We start from the raw sequence: 15107 nt of genomic DNA on the forward strand, positions 1-15107 counted from the left end.
CCCGGTTCCCCTTTCGCAACGGCTGCGCGACCCCATGACCCCGCTTCTTCGCATCGGCACCCGCCGCTCCAAGCTGGCGCTGGCCCAGTCCGGCATGATGCAGCGCGCCATCGGCCGCGCCCTGGGCGTGGCCGAGGCCGACATCGAAACCCTGGTCCCCCTGGTCGAGATCGTCACCACCGGCGACCGGATCCAGGACCGCCGCCTGTTGGAAGTCGGCGGCAAGGCCCTGTTCACCAAGGAGATCGAGGAGGCCCTGCTCGACGGCCGCGTCGATATCGCCATCCACTCGATGAAGGACGTCCCCGCCGAACAGCCCGAGGGTCTGGCCATCGCCGCCGTGCCCGAGCGCGAGGACGCCCGCGACGGCTTCATCAGCGCGCATTTCGCCACCTTCGCCGACCTCCCCCGCGGCGCCCGCCTCGGCACCGCCTCGCTGCGGCGTCAGGCCCAGGCCCTCGCCCTGCGGCCCGACCTGCAGATCGAGATGCTGCGCGGCAATGTCGACACCCGGTTGAAGCGGCTCAAGGACGGCGACTTCGACGCCATCCTGCTGGCCTGCTCGGGGCTGAACCGCCTCGGTCTGTCCGAAGTGATCCGCGAGCGCCTGTCGCTGGACGACTTCCTGCCCGCCCCGGGCCAGGGCGCCCTGGCCATCCAGACGCGTCAGGACGACGTCGACGCCGACTGGACCCGCGCCCTCAACCACGACCTGACCGCCCTGGCCGTCGCCGCCGAGCGCGGCGCCATGACCGCGCTGGAGGGCTCGTGCCGCACCGCCATCGGCGCCCATGCCTTGATCGAGGGCGACGTCCTGCGACTGACCACCGAAATGCTCAGCCCCGACGGCTCGGCCCGCTGGCGTCGCGCCGGTGAGATCTCCGGCGTGACCGCCGCCACCGCCCTCGACGCCGCCCGCTCGCTCGGCCTGCGCCTCGGCGCCGAGGTCCACGACGCCGCCGGCGATCAGAAGATCGACCTCTAGACCATGCGGCCGATCCGCCGCGTCTGGATCACCCGCGCCCAGCCCGGCGCCGCGCGCACCGCCGCCCGGCTCACGGCGCTTGGCTTCACGCCGGTCGCGGCGCCACTTCTGACGCTCCTCCCCCTGCCCGAGGCTCTGAGCCACGCGCCGGACCTGACCACGGTCGCCGCCCTGGCCTTCACCAGCCCCAACGGCGTGGCGGCCTTCGCCGCCCTGACGCCCGCCTTGCGCGACCGCCCGGTCTTCGCCGTCGGCGACGCCACCGCCGAGGCCGCCCGCGACGCCGGCTTCGCGGAAACGCATTCGGCCGCCGGCGACATCCACGCCCTCGCCCGCCTCATCGCTGCGAAACCTGTCGATGGCGTGATCCTCGCCCCCGGCGCCCGCGAGCCCGCCGGCGACCTGCCCGCCCTTCTGCCTGACCGTCAGGTGCGCCGCCTGCCGGTCTACGCCGCCGACGAAACCCGCATTCCGGCGCCCGCCGATGTCGACGCCGTGCTGGTCCACTCGCCCCGCGCGGCCCGGGCCCTGGCTGAGGCGCTCTGGCCGCGCGCGGCCGTCCCCTGCCTCGCCGTCTGCATTTCCACCGCCGCCGCCGCACCGCTGGCCGGCCTCGATTTCCCCGAAATCCGCGTCGCCGACACGCCCGACGAGCCGGCGATGCTGACAGCGCTTGGCAAGTCCGCCGGACCCGTATAAAGACCCCACCTCGCGCGGCTCACTGACATATGTCCGAGCCGCCGACCGGAGCCGCTTTAGCTCAGCCGGTAGAGCACATCATTCGTAATGATGGGGTCAGGTGTTCGAGTCACCTAAGCGGCACCACTTCCTTCCGAGCGACATGAATCCAGATTGAGCGTGGCCCGCGGGCGCACGTGTCTCGCGGCGTCCGCATTGTAGGCGCCATCATTATCGTATCATACTATTAATTGGTTTGAGCGAGCGAGGGCGGCATGGCGGGCTTCAACAGGCGGCGACTTCTGATGGGCGCGGGCGCGACGGCGGCCTTCGCCGGCGCTGCGCCGATCGCCCTTGCCCAGCAGCCGACCGTCGTTCCCCTGCCGCGCACCGCCGACGCGGCCGAGCCCAGGCTCTGGTATCGCGCCCCGGCCGAGGCCTGGGTCGAGGCGCTGCCGGTCGGCAACGGCCGGCTGGGCACCATGGTCTTCGGCGGGGTGGCGCGCGAGCGGCTGCAGTTGAACGAGGACACCCTGTGGGCCGGCGGCCCCTACGACCCCTCCAGCCCCGACGCGCTGGCCGCCCTGCCGGAGGTGCGACGCCTGATCTTCGAGGGCCGCTATCTGGAGGCGCAAGATCTGGCCCAGGCGCGTATGATGGCCCGGCCGATCCGGCAGATGAGCTATCAGACCATCGGCGACCTGCTGCTGAGCTTCGGCGTGCGCTCCGGCGCGACCGGCTACCGGCGCGAGCTGGATCTGGATCAGGCCGTCGCCACGACCGAATACCGCCTGAACGGCGTCGGCTATCGTCGCGAGGTCTTCGCCTCCCGTCCGGACGACGTCATCGTCGTGCGGCTGACCGCCGACCGACCGGGCGCGCTGAGGTTCGACGCCGGGTTTGAGACGCCGCAGGCGGGCGACGCGGCGGTCCAGGACGGGGACCTGATCCTGACCGGCCGCAACGGCTCCCAGTTCGACATCCCCGCCGCCCTCAGGTTCGAAACCCGGGTTCGCATCCTGCCGCGCGGCGGGCGCGTGATCACGAAGGACGGCGCCCTGGGCGTCGAAGGGGCCGACGAAGCCCTGATCCTGATCGCCATGGCCACCAGCCATGTGGGCCCCAGGGACGTCAGCGGCGATCCCCGCGCCCGGACCCTGGCGACCCTGGCGGCCCTGGATGCGGATTTCGAACGGCTGAAGGCGCGCCATCTGGCGGACTACCAGCCCCTGTTCCGGCGCGTCGACTTCGCCGTCGGAGCCACCGAGGCGGCGCAAAGACCGACCGACCAGCGGGTCGCCAGTTCGGCCAGCCTCGACGACCCGGCCCTGGCCGCGCTCTACTTCCAGTACGGCCGCTACCTGCTGCTGTCCTGTTCCCGCCCCGGAACCCAACCGGCCAATCTCCAGGGCTTGTGGAACGACAAGACCAGCCCGCCGTGGGGCTCGAAGTACACGATCAACATCAACACCGAAATGAACTACTGGCCCGCCGAACCCCTGGCCATGCAGGAGTGCGTCGAGCCCCTGATCGCCATGGTCAAGCAGATGGCCGAGACCGGAGCGGTCACCGCCCGCGTCAACTACGGCGCGCGCGGCTGGGTCTGCCACCACAACACCGACCTGTGGCGCGCCACCGCCCCCATCGACGGGGCGCGCTTCGGCCTGTGGCCCATGGGCGGCGCCTGGCTGTGCGAACACCTGTGGGACCACTATGACTATGGCCGCGACAAGACCTATCTGGCCGAGGTCTATCCGGTGATGAAGGGGGCGGCCCAGTTCTTCCTCGACACCCTGGTCGAGCATCCGGACGGCTCGGGCCTGGTCACCTGTCCTTCCCTGTCGCCGGAAAACCTGCACCCCTTCGGCGCCGCGGTCTGCGCCGGCCCCGCCATGGACAGCCAGATCCTGCGCGACCTCTTCGCCCATGTCGCCGAGGCCTCGCAGATTCTGCGCCGGGACGCCGGCTTCCGCCGCGAAGTGCTGGCGGCCCGCGCCCGCCTGCCCGCCGACCGCATCGGCAAGGCCGGCCAGCTTCAGGAGTGGCTGGCGGACTGGGACATGGAGGCGCCCGAGCCGCACCATCGTCACGTCTCGCACCTCTACGCCCTCTTCCCCAGCTGGCAGATTTCGACGCGGGACACGCCCGCTCTGGCGCGGGCCGCGCAGACGTCGCTGGAACAGCGCGGCGACCTGTCCACCGGATGGGCCATCGGCTGGCGCATCAACCTGTGGGCGCGTCTGGGCGACGGGGACCGGACCCACCGCGTGCTCAAGCTCCTGCTGGGGCCGGAGCGAACCTATCCCAACCTGTTCGACGCCCACCCGCCCTTCCAGATCGACGGCAATTTCGGCGGAACCAACGGCATGGCCGAAATGATCGTCCAGTCGCGGCCGGGCGAGATCGAGATCCTGCCCGCCCTGCCTTCCGCCTGGCCCAAAGGCTGGCTGCGCGGCGTCCGGGCGCGCGGCGGCTTCGGCCTGGATGTCGAGTGGGCCGACGGGCGGCCGACCCAGATGGTGCTGCGCGGCCCTCCGGGCGGCGAAACACGCGTCCGACACGCCGACGTCGTCCGCACGGTGAAGATCCCGTCGAGCGGAGAGGCGCGCCTGGACTTCGCCTGACGAGACGACAGCGCACTTGAACGTATAAGCATATCTTTATATGTCTGTCCGCCTCACCGTCTTGCAGGAGCCTGCCTTGGCCCGTTCGTCGTTTCTGTTTACCTCCGAGAGCGTCTCGGAAGGCCACCCCGACAAGGTCGCGGACCAGATCTCCGACTCGATCGTCGATCTGTTCCTGTCCAAGGACCCCGAGGCCCGCGTGGCCTGCGAGACCCTGACGACGACCAATCTGGTGGTTCTGGCCGGCGAGATCCGCGGCAAGGGCATCATGGATGTCGAGGGCAACTGGGCGCCCGGCGTCCAGCAGGAGATCGAGGACACGGTCCGCGGCGTCGTGCGCGCCATCGGCTATGAGCAGGACGGCTTCCACTGGGAGACCTTCCAGTTCCAGAACCACCTGCACCCGCAGTCCGCCCACATCGCCCAGGGCGTCGACGCCGGCGCGGACAAGGACGAGGGCGCCGGCGACCAGGGCATCATGTTCGGCTACGCCTCGAACGAGACGCCCGAGCTGATGCCGGCCACCCTGCAGTACAGCCACAACATCCTGAAGGCCCTGGCCGACGCCCGTCACTCGGGTCAGGAGCCGGGCCTGGAGCCCGACGCCAAGAGCCAGGTGACCCTCTTCTATCAGGACGGCGTTCCGGTCCGCGCCACCTCGGTCGTGGTCTCGACCCAGCACAAGGCCGGTCTGAGCCAGGATCAGGTCGCCGCCATCGTCAAACCCTATGTCGAGAAGGTGCTGCCGCAGGGCTTCATCACCAACGAGACCGAGTGGCACATCAACCCGACGGGCACCTTCGAGATCGGCGGCCCTGACGGCGACGCCGGCGTGACCGGCCGCAAGATCATCGTCGACACCTACGGCGGCGCAGCCCCGCACGGCGGCGGCGCCTTCTCGGGCAAGGACCCGACCAAGGTGGACCGTTCGGCCGCCTACGCCTGCCGCTACCTGGCCAAGAACGTGGTCGCCGCCGGCCTGGCCGACCGCTGCACCATCCAGATTTCCTACGCCATCGGCGTGTCCAAGCCCCTGTCGGTCCACGTCGACCTGCACGGCACGGGCAAGATCGACCCGGCCATCCTGGAAGCCGAGCTGCCCAAGCTGATCGGCGGCGCCACGCCGCGCGCGATCCGCGAGCACCTGGGCCTGAACAAGCCCATCTATCGCCGCAGCGCCGCCTACGGCCACTTCGGCCGCGCGCCCGACGCCGACGGCGGCTTCAGCTGGGAAAAGACCGATCTGGTGGACCGGCTCAAGGCCCTCGCCTGAACCTTCTAAACGCCTGAAAAACGGGGGGCGTCGCGGTTTCGACCGCGGCGCCCTTTTCGTATCGCGCGCCGAGACACAATCATGCCCTTGCATCGCGCGGCGTCTGGTCCTTTAAGCGCGCCAAACACGCCTCCCCGCGTTCTCCTGAAAGGATCTTTCGACCGATGACCTCGCCCGCCCCCAAAAAAGTCGTCCTCGCCTATTCGGGCGGGCTGGACACGTCGATCATCCTGAAGTGGCTCCAGACCGAATACGGCGCCGAGGTCATCACCTTCACCGCCGACCTGGGTCAGGGCGAAGAGCTGGCGCCCGCCAAGGAAAAGGCGCTGAAGCTGGGCATCAAGCCCGAGAACATCTTCATCGACGACCTGCGCGAAGAGTTCGTGCGCGACTTCGTCTTCCCCATGTTCCGCGCCAACGCCCTCTATGAGGGCCAGTACCTGCTCGGCACCTCGATCGCCCGTCCGCTGATCGCCAAGCGCCAGATCGAGATCGCCCGCCAGCTGGGCGCCGACGCCGTCTGTCACGGCGCCACCGGCAAGGGCAACGACCAGGTCCGCTTCGAGCTGGGCTACTACGCCCTCAACCCCGACATCCACGTCATCGCTCCGTGGCGCGAGTGGGAGTTCCGCAGCCGCGAGGCTCTGCTGGACTTCGCCGAGAAGCACCAGATCCCGATCTCCAAGGACAAGCGCGGCGAGGCCCCCTTCTCGGTCGACGCCAACCTTCTGCACTCCTCGTCCGAGGGCAAGGTGCTGGAAGACCCCGCCGTCGAGGCCCCCGAGTTCGTGCACCAGCGCACCATCTCGCCCGAGGCCGCCCCTGACGTCGCCACGGTCATCGAGATCGGCTTCGAGAAGGGCGACGCCGTCTCGATCAACGGCGAGGCCATGTCGCCCGCCACCCTGCTGACCGCCCTGAACCAGTACGGCCACGACAACGGCATCGGCCGTCTGGACCTGGTCGAGAACCGCTTCGTCGGCATGAAGTCGCGCGGCGTCTATGAGACCCCCGGCGGCACCATCCTGCTGGCCGCCCACCGCGGCATCGAGTCCATCACCCTGGACCGCGGCGCCATGCACCTGAAGGACGAACTGGCGGTCAAGTACGCCCACCTCGTCTACAACGGCTTCTGGTTCTCGCCCGAGCGCGAGATGCTGCAGGCCGCCGTCGACAAGAGCCAGGAAAAGGTCTCGGGCACGGTCCGGGTCAAGCTCTACAAGGGCAACGCCACCGTCATCGGCCGCGAAAGCCCCTTCAGCCTCTACGACCAGGACCTGGTGACCTTCGAAGAAGGCGTCCAGGCCTATGACCACCACGACGCCGAGGGCTTCATCAAGCTGAACGCCCTGCGCCTGCGCGTGCTGGCCAAGCGCGACGCCCGCACCAAGGGCTAAAGACTAAGGCTGCGACCGGGCGATCCTCAGGATCGCCCGACTGCGGTCATCCGTGACCCAGATCGAGCCGTCGGCGGCGACCGCCATGACCACCGGCGAGCCGCGCGGCTGACGGCCCGCGACGCGGTCCCAGCCCGGGGTCAGAACCTTGCCCTTCACGCTCGGCGCGCCCGCCGGATAGGCCAGCGACCCGCGCGGATAGATGGCGTAGCGCCCGCCGATATCGGTCAGGGGCGCGCCTCGCTCATCCGTCTCCACCGCCGTGATCCGCCCCGCCGTGCGCCGATAGCCATGCCAGGTCATCAACAGGCGGCCGCGCAGCTCGGGGAGCATCGCCCCCTCGTAATAGATCATGTCCAGCGGGGCCGCGTGCGGCGGCAGCAGGGCGACGGGCCGATCCCGCTCGCCACAGCGCGCCTGACGCGCGGGCCAGCCGGGCAGAGGCGTGGCCAGGTTCACGCAATAGGGCCAGCCGTAGTGCCCGCCCTGACGCAGCACGTTGACCTCGTCGAACGGATGCTCGGCGGTCGGCAGATCGACCGAGTTCTCGGCCTGCAAGACGGTGCCCGACGGATGCCGCACCAGGGCGATGGAGTTGCGCAGGCCGCTGGCGAAGACCGTGCTCTCCTCGGCCCAGCGCCCGTTCCCCAGATAGGCGTGACGTCGCACCTGGGCCGTCGCCGCGCTCTCGACGCAGCCCCCCCGCGCGTCCGTCTTCGGCCGGCCGGCCCCATCCAGACAGCGGTCGCTCGGCGCCCCGACGTTGACCAGCAGGTCGCCGTTCCCGTCGAAGACGAAGCTCGACAGCGGGTGACGGTTGTCGTGCAGCCGGTTGTCCGGCAGGTCGCCGATCACGGTGCGCACGCTGGCCGCCGGGTCCGCCGCCTCGGGATCCAGCGTCAGGATACGGTTCATCTCGGACACATAGACCCGCCCGTCCGGCCCGCGCGCCACCGTGTGCGGCATCGACAGACTACGCGCCAGACGGCGCCAGCGCACCGCGCCGTCGTTCGCCGTCGACAACCGCCAGACCGCCCCCTTCCCGGCATCCCAGCCGCCAAGGTCGGTGACCAGCCAGTCGCCGTCCGCCAGTTGCAGCAGACCGCGCGGCATCCGCGGCCCGTCGGCGTCCGTCCCTTGCCAGACCAGGCCGAGGCAGAGACCTGCCGCCATGGTCACCGTCGTCGCGGCCATTCCGCCACATTCGCCGCTGACGGCGTAGGCGCGCGCCGGCTCTGCGGCCTCCACCGGCGCGGTCTTCACGACCATGGCTGCGGCCAACGCGCCAGCGGCCAGAACCTTAGAGAACATCATCAGAATCCCGATACGGCGGCTTTTCCCGAGCCTAGCCGAGGCGCGTCGCCCTGGCGATGGAATGCGGCGTCGGCCGGGATCGGAGGCTTCGCCGCAAAAAACCCTCCACATCGCCACGGAAGTAGGCGACCTTCCGCGCCGACGGAGTCCTCAGGCTCCTTTTCAACCGGAGCCTTCCATGTCCCTGCGTCTCGTCCTCGCCGCCACGGCGACCCTCGCCTTCGCCGCCCCCGCCCTCGCCCAGGAAGCCCCCGCCGCCGCGCCCCAGGCCTCCGCGCCCGCTGTGCCCGCCGCCCCCAAGTCGGCCGAAGAGCTGGCGATGGAAGCCAAGGCCGACGCCTTCGAAGCCCGCATGGCCCAGATGCAGCCGGAACTGGAAGCCGCGGTTCGCGGCTCCGGCGGCGACCAGGCCAAGGGCCTGGCCGACGTCAACGTCGTTCTGGCGCGCTACCAGCCGGACATCGAGGCCTTCGCCACGGCCGTCGAAGGCTTCTTCGACGCCCAGATCGCCGCATCGACCGATGACGCCGCCAAGCAACAGATGACGGCGGCCCGCGCCCAGGTCGGCCCCGCCCTGCGCGGCATTCCGGACCAGATCCGCGCCGGCGTTCCGCAAGCCATCGCCTCGCTAAACGCGGCGCCTGCGACCCCGCAGTAAACTGACAGCGCGCGGCGGATCGGGCTGCGCCCGGTCCGCCGCGTCGCGCCTTACCGCGATTTCACTTGAGACCCGACGCCGTTCGGCGGACCCTGCGACGTCCGCCGAAGGAGAGATCCGAAATGATCCGCGCCCTGTCGCTCGCCGCCGCCCTCGCCCTGCTGCCCGTGTCCGCCGCCGTCGCTCAGGAGGACCGCACCTCCGCCGAGGCTCAGCTGGAGGCCGCCGCCGCCGCCTTCGAAAGCAAGATGGAGGAGTTCGGCGAACGCGCCGAAGCCATCCAGGACGACGACGCCCTCGATGACACCGTCAAGGGTCTGCGCGTCGCCGCTCTCTGGTCCGAGTACCAGCCCCACGTCACGGCGTTCACCAACCTGGCGACCCAGCAGGCCGGCGTGATCGCCCAGCAGGCGCTCGCCGACATCGACGTCGACGCCATCGTCGCCGAGACCCTGGCCGGCGTCGAACCCCTGGTGCAGGGGCTGGCGACCAACGGCGCCTGGGCCCAGGCCGATCCCGACCAGATGGTGACCTATGGCCTGATGGCCGACTACGCCGTCGGTCAGTCGCTGGATGCGATCGACGAGGTCAACGAGGCCCTGGCGACGCCGTTGGTTCCCCCGGCGCCGCCCGCACCGCCCGCCGAGATCTGATCCACGCGACCGGCCCGATGTTCGAGGCTTGACCTGACCCGCTCCGCGCCGGAAAGGGTCTCATGGCCGCGCTTCCCGTCGATCCGCATCTCTACGCCGCCTTCCTGGGCGTCATGGCCGTCATGGCGGTCACGCCGGGTCCGGCCAATCTGTTCGCCGTGGCCACCGGCATGGAAAAGGGCCGCGCCTCGGCCCTGATCGGCGTGGTCGGCATGAACGCCGCCACCCTGGTCTGGTTCGGCGCCGCCGCCCTGGGCCTCGGTGCCCTGGTCGCCGCCTTCCCCCAAGTCTTCCGCATCATCGCCGTCCTCGGCGCCCTCTATGTCGCCTGGCTGGGGATCAAGGCTCTGCGCGGCGCCTTCGCCACCGCCGCCGAACCGGATCAGGTCAGGGTTCGCCCCGGCCGCAGCGCCCTGATCGACGGCTTCACGGTCCAGATCGCCAACCCCAAGGCCATCCTCTTCTTCACCGCCGTCCTGCCGCCCTTCCTCGACGTGAACCGTCCGGTGGCGCCCCAGCTGGCCCTGTTCGCCCTGGCCACCATCGGGATGGATGTCCTGTCGATGAGCGCCTACGGCCTCGGCGGCGCCGCCTTGGCGCGACAGATGACCGCGCCGCGTTTCCGCAAGGGTTTCGGCATAGTGGTCGGATGCCTGCTGATCCTTGCAGCCCTGCTGATCGTATCCCGTCTGTAGGCGGTCCGGTCCCGGCGCGATCAAGGAACTTGGCCGTTCACACCTCGTTCAGAACCACGGACGTTCAATGGGCGTTCAAGGAGAACCTCCCATGAAAAACCTTCGCAAGACGACGGTTCTGGTTGCTCTCGCCGGCGCCCTGGCGCTGGGCGCCTGCGCGACCGCAACCCCCTATCAGCCGGCCGGCTTCAACGGCCAGCGCGGCGGCTACGCCGAGCAGCGTCTGGAGTCCAACCGCTTCAGCGTCAGCTTCTCCGGCAACTCGGTCACCTCGCGCGATCAGGTCGAGATGTCGCTGCTGCTGCGCTCGGCCGAACTGACGGTCGAGAACGGCTACGACTGGTTCGCCACGGTGACCCGCGCCACCGACCGCGACACCCGCTTTTATACGACGCCGGATCCCTTCTACTACGACCGTTACGGCCCCTACTGGGGTCCGCAGTGGCGCTTCTACCAGCGCGGCTACTGGAGCACCTGGGATCCCTACTGGGGTCGTGACCGCGACATCCGCCAGGTTGATCGCTACGAGGCCACGGCCGAGATCGTCATGGGCCGCGGTCCCAAGCCCACCGGCGACGTCAACGCCTTCGACGCCCGCGAGGTCATCAACAACCTCGGCAGCCGCGTGACGCGGCCTGTGGCCAAGTAAGGGCGCTAACGCTCGCGACGCGGTCGCTCGCTGCTTGAGCGAGGACCTGCCGCGTCAAAAGAAACGCCCGCCTCATCGCTGAGGCGGGCGTTGCTGTTTCTGGTCACGGTCTCAAGCAGCGCGAAGCGCGATAGGCCCCTTCAAACGGCCTCAAGCAGCCCGAAGGGCGGTAGGCCCTAAAGAAGACCGCGGGTCGGCCTCAGCCGACCCGAGGCGTCTTTAACCGGCGCTTGTTGGCGTGGGTCGCGGGCGCGGAGCCCAGCTCTTCCGGCACCTCGCCCTTGAAGTAGAAGCGCTGCCAGGCCTCCTTGGCCGCTTCGGGATCGCCCGAGGCCAGGCGGGTGTTGAAATCGGTGCGCGACCGGTTCCAGGCCTCGAACTGGCCCTTCATGCCGGGGTTGGACTCGAGCGACCGGATCACCGGCTCGAAGGCCTCCACCTTGCGGTGCTCGACCGGCAGGATGAAGCAGAAGGGCTCGCCCTTCTCGAACTTGACCTTGCCCGGCCGCGTGAAGATCCAGTTCATGGTGAAGGGGAAGGGCAGCCAGTCCGTCTCGATCAGACCGACCAGAGGCTGGATGCCGTCCTTGACGTGGTTGGGCGACCCCTGCGCCAGCATCCCCCAGCCTGGCGGCGTGCGGAACAGGTACTGCGGGTGCATGGTCAGCACGCCTCGCGAGAAGTGCGAGGTGACGAAATGGTCCAGCTCCGGCTGCGGCCGGTCCGGGGTGATTTTGATGTCCGACTGGGCCGGGCCGCCGTTCCACTCGGCGGTGAAACCGAACGGGCACAGGATCTCCCACCCCGTGGTGTTGGCCATGTTCAGCGGCAGGCAGCGATAGGGATGCCGGCTGGCGAAGGCGTCCATCCAGTTGCGCGACTGGCGACCCGGCACGAGGTCGCACGGCCGGGCGTTCATCGGATAGCATTCCAGTTCCAAGACGCGGCTCCCGAGGATAACAATATCAGTCTCCTCCCTATCGCCCCCGCCGCCCGCCCGACAAGGCCGAGATGACCGACACCGCCCCCGAACTTTCCGTCCCGGAGTATGATCGCGACCGCCTCCTGTCCTGGATGGCCGAAAACGGGATCAAGCAGACCACCCACGACCACCCCGCCGTCTTCCGCGTCGAGGAGGGCCTCGACCTCAAGGCCGACCTGCCCGGCCTCCACACCAAGAACCTCTTCCTCAAGGACAAGAAGGGACGGCTGTGGCTGATCTCGGCGGCCCAGGACACGGTCATCGATCTGAAGCGCGCTCACCGGACCCTCGGCTCGGACCGTCTGTCGTTTGGCAATGAGACCCTGATGTGGGAGACGCTCGGCGTCCGCCCCGGCTCGGTCACCGCCCTGGGGCTGATCAATGATGCGGACCGCCGCGTCACCTTCGTCCTGGATCAGCGCCTGTGGGAGGCCGACATCGTCAACTTCCACCCCCTGACCAACACCGCCACCACCGCCATGGAACAGGCCGACTTCCGGCGCGTCCTGACCCTGCTGGAACGCGAGCCGCAGGTGGTGGACTTCAGCCGGCTGGACTGACGCGCTCAGCCGGCGGCCAGCCAGTCTTCCAGCCTGGGCAGCTCGGCCCCGTGGTCCTTGAGGATCTGCAGAACCAGGTCCGGGCAACCCAGGATCGGGACCGGCTCGCCGAACGCCTTCATCCAGGCCTCGGCCAGCAATTGCTCGTGTCGCGACATCATCGGTACTCCTGCACGCTGTCGAACAGACCCGCTGAAACAGCGCAGAAATCACGATTTCCGTTCCCGCTCTTTTCGACGACGCGCCTTTCCCTTCCCGCGCCCCACCTATATACGAAACGTATATTGAGGAGCGCGCCATGGGTATTGTGAAGATCGAGGACGAACTGCACGAGCAGCTGCGCCGGGCCACCACGGCCTCCTGCCGCTCCATCAACGGCCAGGCCGCCTACTGGCTCAGGCTGGGGATGTTGTGCGAGCTGAATCCCGGCCTGACCTTTCAGGAAATCGCCGCGCGCGAGCTGAAGGCCGCCGGCGTCGTCGTCCCCGCCCCTGCTCCAGGTCAGGTCGCGGCATGACCAAGACCCCGGCCGAGATCGAGCTGATGGCCGAGGCGGGACGCCTGCTGGCCTCGGTCTTCACCCATCTGGACAGCCTGCCGCTGGCGGGCATGAGCACCCTGCAGATCGACGCCCTGGTCGAGGCCTTCATCGTCGACGACCTGCAGGCCCGCCCGGCCAGCAAGGGCCAGTACGGCTACGGCTTCGTGCTCAACAGCTCGCGCAACCAGGTCGTCTGCCACGGCGTGCCCTCCGCCGACGAGATCCTGCGCGACGGCGACATCGTCAATCTGGACATCACGCTGGAGAAGCACGGCTTCATCGCCGACTCGAGCAAGACCTATCTGATCGGCGACGTGGCCCGGCCCGCCCGCCGCTTGGTCCAGACCACCTATGAAGCCATGTGGAAGGGCATCCGCGCGGTGCGTCCCGGCGCCACCCTGGGCGATATCGGCCACGCCATCGAGCGGCACGCGACGAAGAACGGCTATTCCATCGTCCGCGACTTCTGCGGCCACGGCATCGGCCGCGAGATGCACGAGGCGCCCCAGGTCCTCCACTTCGGCAAGCCGGGAACCGGAGCACGGCTGCGCGAAGGCATGGTCTTCACCATCGAGCCCATGCTGAACCAGGGCCGTCGCACGGTCGCCACCCTGGACGACGGCTGGACCGTGGTCACCACCGACGGCAAGCTGTCGGCCCAGTTCGAACACACCGTCGCCGTCACCCGCGACGGCGTCCGCATCCTCACCCTCCGCCCCGACGAAGTCCGTCTGGCCGCCTGACCCAACCGCAGATGGTCCGGTGTTCGGGTGGGGAGCGATGTCGGCTTCACGACCCATTGCGGACATCTAGCTCAACAGTTGGCAGAAAATGCTTTCGCGGCTCAGCTCTTCTGATTGGGGCGGCGGACGCTCCAGAGCGCGACAATGATGGCGCAGGCGAGGCTGAGAACGGCGCCGACAGCGAAGGTGGCCTGCGGCCCGTAGCCGTCCCAGAGAAGACCGGCGGCGAGATTGCCGGCCAGGGCGATGACCCCGGAGATCAAGGCGAACAGGCCGAAGGCCGAGCCGCGCAGGTGCGGTGGGGCGACATCGGCGATCAGTGTCATCATCAGGCCTGCTGAGAAGCCCATGTGTAGGCCCCACAAGGCGACCCCGATATAATAGAGCACGGGCGAGACGGCGAGGACCAACACCACGTCAGCGGCGGCGAGGAAGATCAGGCTGAGCACCAGCAGTGACGTGCGCCCGATGCGGTCCGACAGCGCGCCGATCGGGAAGGCGGCGAGGCCGAAGACGAGGTGCAGCAGGACGATGGCCGCCGGGGCGAAGGCGGCGGAGACGCCGACGTCCAGCCCCTTGAGCAGCAGGAAGGACTCGCTGAAGCGGGCCAGGCCGATCACCGCCGTCAGGCCGATCATCGACCAGGTGGCGGCGTTGAGGTGGAGCGCGCCCTTCAGGTCGGGCGGACGTTTGCCTTCGCCCTCGGGGCGGGGCGGATCGGAGACACCGGTCACCAACAGCAGGACAGCGAGGGCGGCCGGGATGGAGGCCAGCCAGAAGACCGCCTTGATGTCGTCGGCCAGCAGCATCATCAGGCCGATGGCCAGCAGCGGTCCGGCGAAGCCGCCGACGGTGTCCAGCGACTTGCGTAGGCCGAAGGCGCGGCCAAGCAGGGTCGGCGGGGTGACGGCGGCGACGAGTGCGTCGCGCGGAGCCGTGCGGATGCCCTTGCCGATGCGATCGACGCCCTTGGCTAACAGAACGCCCTCAACCGAGGCGCTGAGCGGGAAGATGGGTTTGGCCGCCGCCGCCAGGCCGTAGCCGGCGACCGCCAGCCATTTGGGCCGGGCGATGTGATCGGACAGGAAGCCGGCGCCGAACTTGACCGCTGTGGCCACCGCGACGGCGAAACCCTCGACCAGACCTATGACCGTCGCCGAGGCGCCAAGACCCACCACCAGATAGATCGGCAGGAGAGTCTGGATCATCTCCGATGAAACATCCATCAGGAGGCTGACGATACCCAAAACCCAGACGGTGCGCGGGACGGAGAGGCGGCTCATGTCAGAAAGCTTTGCAGCAGGCCGTTTGGGATGTCGAGGACGAGGTCCGCTTCCCACCCTTAGCAGCCCTCA

16 protein-coding genes and 1 tRNA gene are annotated in these 15107 nt (G+C 69.0%); 13 read left to right on the forward strand and 4 right to left on the reverse strand.

Annotated features, from left to right (window positions below; genetic code table 11):
* Positions 1-34: 34 nt before the first annotated feature.
* The 6 genes from hemC (at position 35) to B4A39_RS00235 (ending at position 6957) form a co-directional block, all read left to right on the forward strand.
* A complete protein-coding gene (hemC, locus tag B4A39_RS00210) occupies positions 35-985 on the forward strand; it encodes a hydroxymethylbilane synthase (RefSeq protein WP_292031991.1) in 951 nt (316 codons plus the stop codon).
* Between the two features lie 3 nt (positions 986-988).
* Entirely contained in the window at positions 989-1684 is a 696-nt protein-coding gene (locus B4A39_RS00215) for a uroporphyrinogen-III synthase (protein ID WP_292031993.1), read from the forward strand.
* Positions 1685-1734: 50 nt separating this feature from the next.
* Positions 1735-1810, forward strand: a tRNA-Thr gene (locus B4A39_RS00220).
* A 128-nt stretch (positions 1811-1938) separates the two neighbouring features.
* Positions 1939-4287, forward strand: coding sequence for a glycoside hydrolase family 95 protein (locus B4A39_RS00225; protein WP_292031994.1), 2349 nt, complete (start codon positions 1939-1941; stop codon positions 4285-4287).
* Positions 4288-4363: 76 nt separating this feature from the next.
* Positions 4364-5560 (forward strand): methionine adenosyltransferase, encoded by a 1197-nt coding sequence (gene metK / locus B4A39_RS00230; protein ID WP_292031996.1) that lies wholly within the window; start codon positions 4364-4366, stop codon positions 5558-5560.
* Between the two features lie 164 nt (positions 5561-5724).
* Complete coding sequence (locus B4A39_RS00235; RefSeq protein ID WP_292031998.1) at positions 5725-6957, forward strand: argininosuccinate synthase; 1233 nt, start codon at positions 5725-5727, stop codon at positions 6955-6957.
* 3 nt (positions 6958-6960) lie between these two features.
* Here B4A39_RS00235 and B4A39_RS00240 read toward each other — a convergent pair whose 3' ends face one another.
* The gene (locus B4A39_RS00240) at positions 6961-8271 is read right to left on the reverse strand and encodes a PQQ-dependent sugar dehydrogenase (RefSeq protein WP_292032000.1); all 1311 of its coding nucleotides are present in this window, start codon (positions 8269-8271) and stop codon (positions 6961-6963) included.
* 178 nt (positions 8272-8449) lie between these two features.
* Here B4A39_RS00240 and B4A39_RS00245 point away from each other — a divergent pair, with 178 nt between their 5' ends.
* The 4 genes from B4A39_RS00245 to B4A39_RS00260 all read left to right on the forward strand — a co-directional run bounded on the left by B4A39_RS00245 (position 8450) and on the right by B4A39_RS00260 (position 10926).
* Positions 8450-8929: a hypothetical protein gene (locus tag B4A39_RS00245; RefSeq protein ID WP_292032003.1), complete on the forward strand. Its 480-nt coding sequence runs from the start codon at positions 8450-8452 to the stop codon at positions 8927-8929.
* Between the two features lie 122 nt (positions 8930-9051).
* Positions 9052-9582, forward strand: coding sequence for a hypothetical protein (locus tag B4A39_RS00250; protein WP_292032005.1), 531 nt, complete (start codon positions 9052-9054; stop codon positions 9580-9582).
* Positions 9583-9644: 62 nt separating this feature from the next.
* Positions 9645-10277, forward strand: a complete 633-nt coding sequence (locus B4A39_RS00255) for a LysE family translocator (RefSeq protein WP_292032007.1) — start codon at positions 9645-9647, stop codon at positions 10275-10277.
* A 91-nt stretch (positions 10278-10368) separates the two neighbouring features.
* Positions 10369-10926 (forward strand): CC0125/CC1285 family lipoprotein, encoded by a 558-nt coding sequence (locus B4A39_RS00260; RefSeq protein ID WP_292032008.1) that lies wholly within the window; start codon positions 10369-10371, stop codon positions 10924-10926.
* 199 nt (positions 10927-11125) lie between these two features.
* Here B4A39_RS00260 and B4A39_RS00265 read toward each other — a convergent pair whose 3' ends face one another.
* A complete protein-coding gene (locus tag B4A39_RS00265; protein WP_292032010.1) occupies positions 11126-11866 on the reverse strand; it encodes a DUF6065 family protein in 741 nt (246 codons plus the stop codon).
* 71 nt (positions 11867-11937) lie between these two features.
* Here B4A39_RS00265 and B4A39_RS00270 point away from each other — a divergent pair, with 71 nt between their 5' ends.
* Positions 11938-12468, forward strand: coding sequence for a prolyl-tRNA synthetase associated domain-containing protein (locus B4A39_RS00270; protein ID WP_292032012.1), 531 nt, complete (start codon positions 11938-11940; stop codon positions 12466-12468).
* A 5-nt stretch (positions 12469-12473) separates the two neighbouring features.
* Here B4A39_RS00270 and B4A39_RS00275 read toward each other — a convergent pair whose 3' ends face one another.
* Positions 12474-12629 (reverse strand): hypothetical protein, encoded by a 156-nt coding sequence (locus B4A39_RS00275; RefSeq protein WP_292032014.1) that lies wholly within the window; start codon positions 12627-12629, stop codon positions 12474-12476.
* 137 nt (positions 12630-12766) lie between these two features.
* Here B4A39_RS00275 and B4A39_RS00280 point away from each other — a divergent pair, with 137 nt between their 5' ends.
* Both B4A39_RS00280 and map read left to right on the forward strand, forming a co-directional pair.
* A complete protein-coding gene (locus tag B4A39_RS00280) occupies positions 12767-12985 on the forward strand; it encodes a ParD-like family protein (RefSeq protein ID WP_292032017.1) in 219 nt (72 codons plus the stop codon).
* Positions 12982-13752 (forward strand): type I methionyl aminopeptidase, encoded by a 771-nt coding sequence (map, locus tag B4A39_RS00285; protein ID WP_292032019.1) that lies wholly within the window; start codon positions 12982-12984, stop codon positions 13750-13752. Before B4A39_RS00280 ends, map begins: the two co-directional genes overlap by 4 nt.
* Before the next feature lie 101 nt (positions 13753-13853).
* Here map and B4A39_RS00290 read toward each other — a convergent pair whose 3' ends face one another.
* Positions 13854-15035, reverse strand: coding sequence for an MFS transporter (locus tag B4A39_RS00290; protein ID WP_292032020.1), 1182 nt, complete (start codon positions 15033-15035; stop codon positions 13854-13856).
* Positions 15036-15107: the final 72 nt, after the last annotated feature.

The sequence above is a fragment of the Brevundimonas sp. UBA4553 genome (assembly GCF_002387245.1).
In the GTDB taxonomy this organism is placed as follows: domain Bacteria; phylum Pseudomonadota; class Alphaproteobacteria; order Caulobacterales; family Caulobacteraceae; genus Brevundimonas.

What these genes read in the sequence shown, in the direction of transcription:
- hemC (WP_292031991.1), top strand. Translation starts at nt 35, where the DNA reads ATGACCCCGCTTCTTCGCATCGGCACCCGCCGCTCCAAGCTGGCGCTG.
- B4A39_RS00215 (WP_292031993.1), top strand. Translation starts at nt 989, where the DNA reads ATGCGGCCGATCCGCCGCGTCTGGATCACCCGCGCCCAGCCCGGCGCC.
- B4A39_RS00225 (WP_292031994.1), top strand. Translation starts at nt 1,939, where the DNA reads ATGGCGGGCTTCAACAGGCGGCGACTTCTGATGGGCGCGGGCGCGACG.
- B4A39_RS00235 (WP_292031998.1), top strand. Translation starts at nt 5,725, where the DNA reads ATGACCTCGCCCGCCCCCAAAAAAGTCGTCCTCGCCTATTCGGGCGGG.
- B4A39_RS00240 (WP_292032000.1), bottom strand. Translation starts at nt 8,271, where the DNA reads ATGATGTTCTCTAAGGTTCTGGCCGCTGGCGCGTTGGCCGCAGCCATG.
- B4A39_RS00245 (WP_292032003.1), top strand. Translation starts at nt 8,450, where the DNA reads ATGTCCCTGCGTCTCGTCCTCGCCGCCACGGCGACCCTCGCCTTCGCC.
- B4A39_RS00250 (WP_292032005.1), top strand. Translation starts at nt 9,052, where the DNA reads ATGATCCGCGCCCTGTCGCTCGCCGCCGCCCTCGCCCTGCTGCCCGTG.
- B4A39_RS00255 (WP_292032007.1), top strand. Translation starts at nt 9,645, where the DNA reads ATGGCCGCGCTTCCCGTCGATCCGCATCTCTACGCCGCCTTCCTGGGC.
- B4A39_RS00260 (WP_292032008.1), top strand. Translation starts at nt 10,369, where the DNA reads ATGAAAAACCTTCGCAAGACGACGGTTCTGGTTGCTCTCGCCGGCGCC.
- B4A39_RS00270 (WP_292032012.1), top strand. Translation starts at nt 11,938, where the DNA reads ATGACCGACACCGCCCCCGAACTTTCCGTCCCGGAGTATGATCGCGAC.
- B4A39_RS00275 (WP_292032014.1), bottom strand. Translation starts at nt 12,629, where the DNA reads ATGATGTCGCGACACGAGCAATTGCTGGCCGAGGCCTGGATGAAGGCG.
- B4A39_RS00280 (WP_292032017.1), top strand. Translation starts at nt 12,767, where the DNA reads ATGGGTATTGTGAAGATCGAGGACGAACTGCACGAGCAGCTGCGCCGG.
- map (WP_292032019.1), top strand. Translation starts at nt 12,982, where the DNA reads ATGACCAAGACCCCGGCCGAGATCGAGCTGATGGCCGAGGCGGGACGC.
- B4A39_RS00290 (WP_292032020.1), bottom strand. Translation starts at nt 15,035, where the DNA reads ATGAGCCGCCTCTCCGTCCCGCGCACCGTCTGGGTTTTGGGTATCGTC.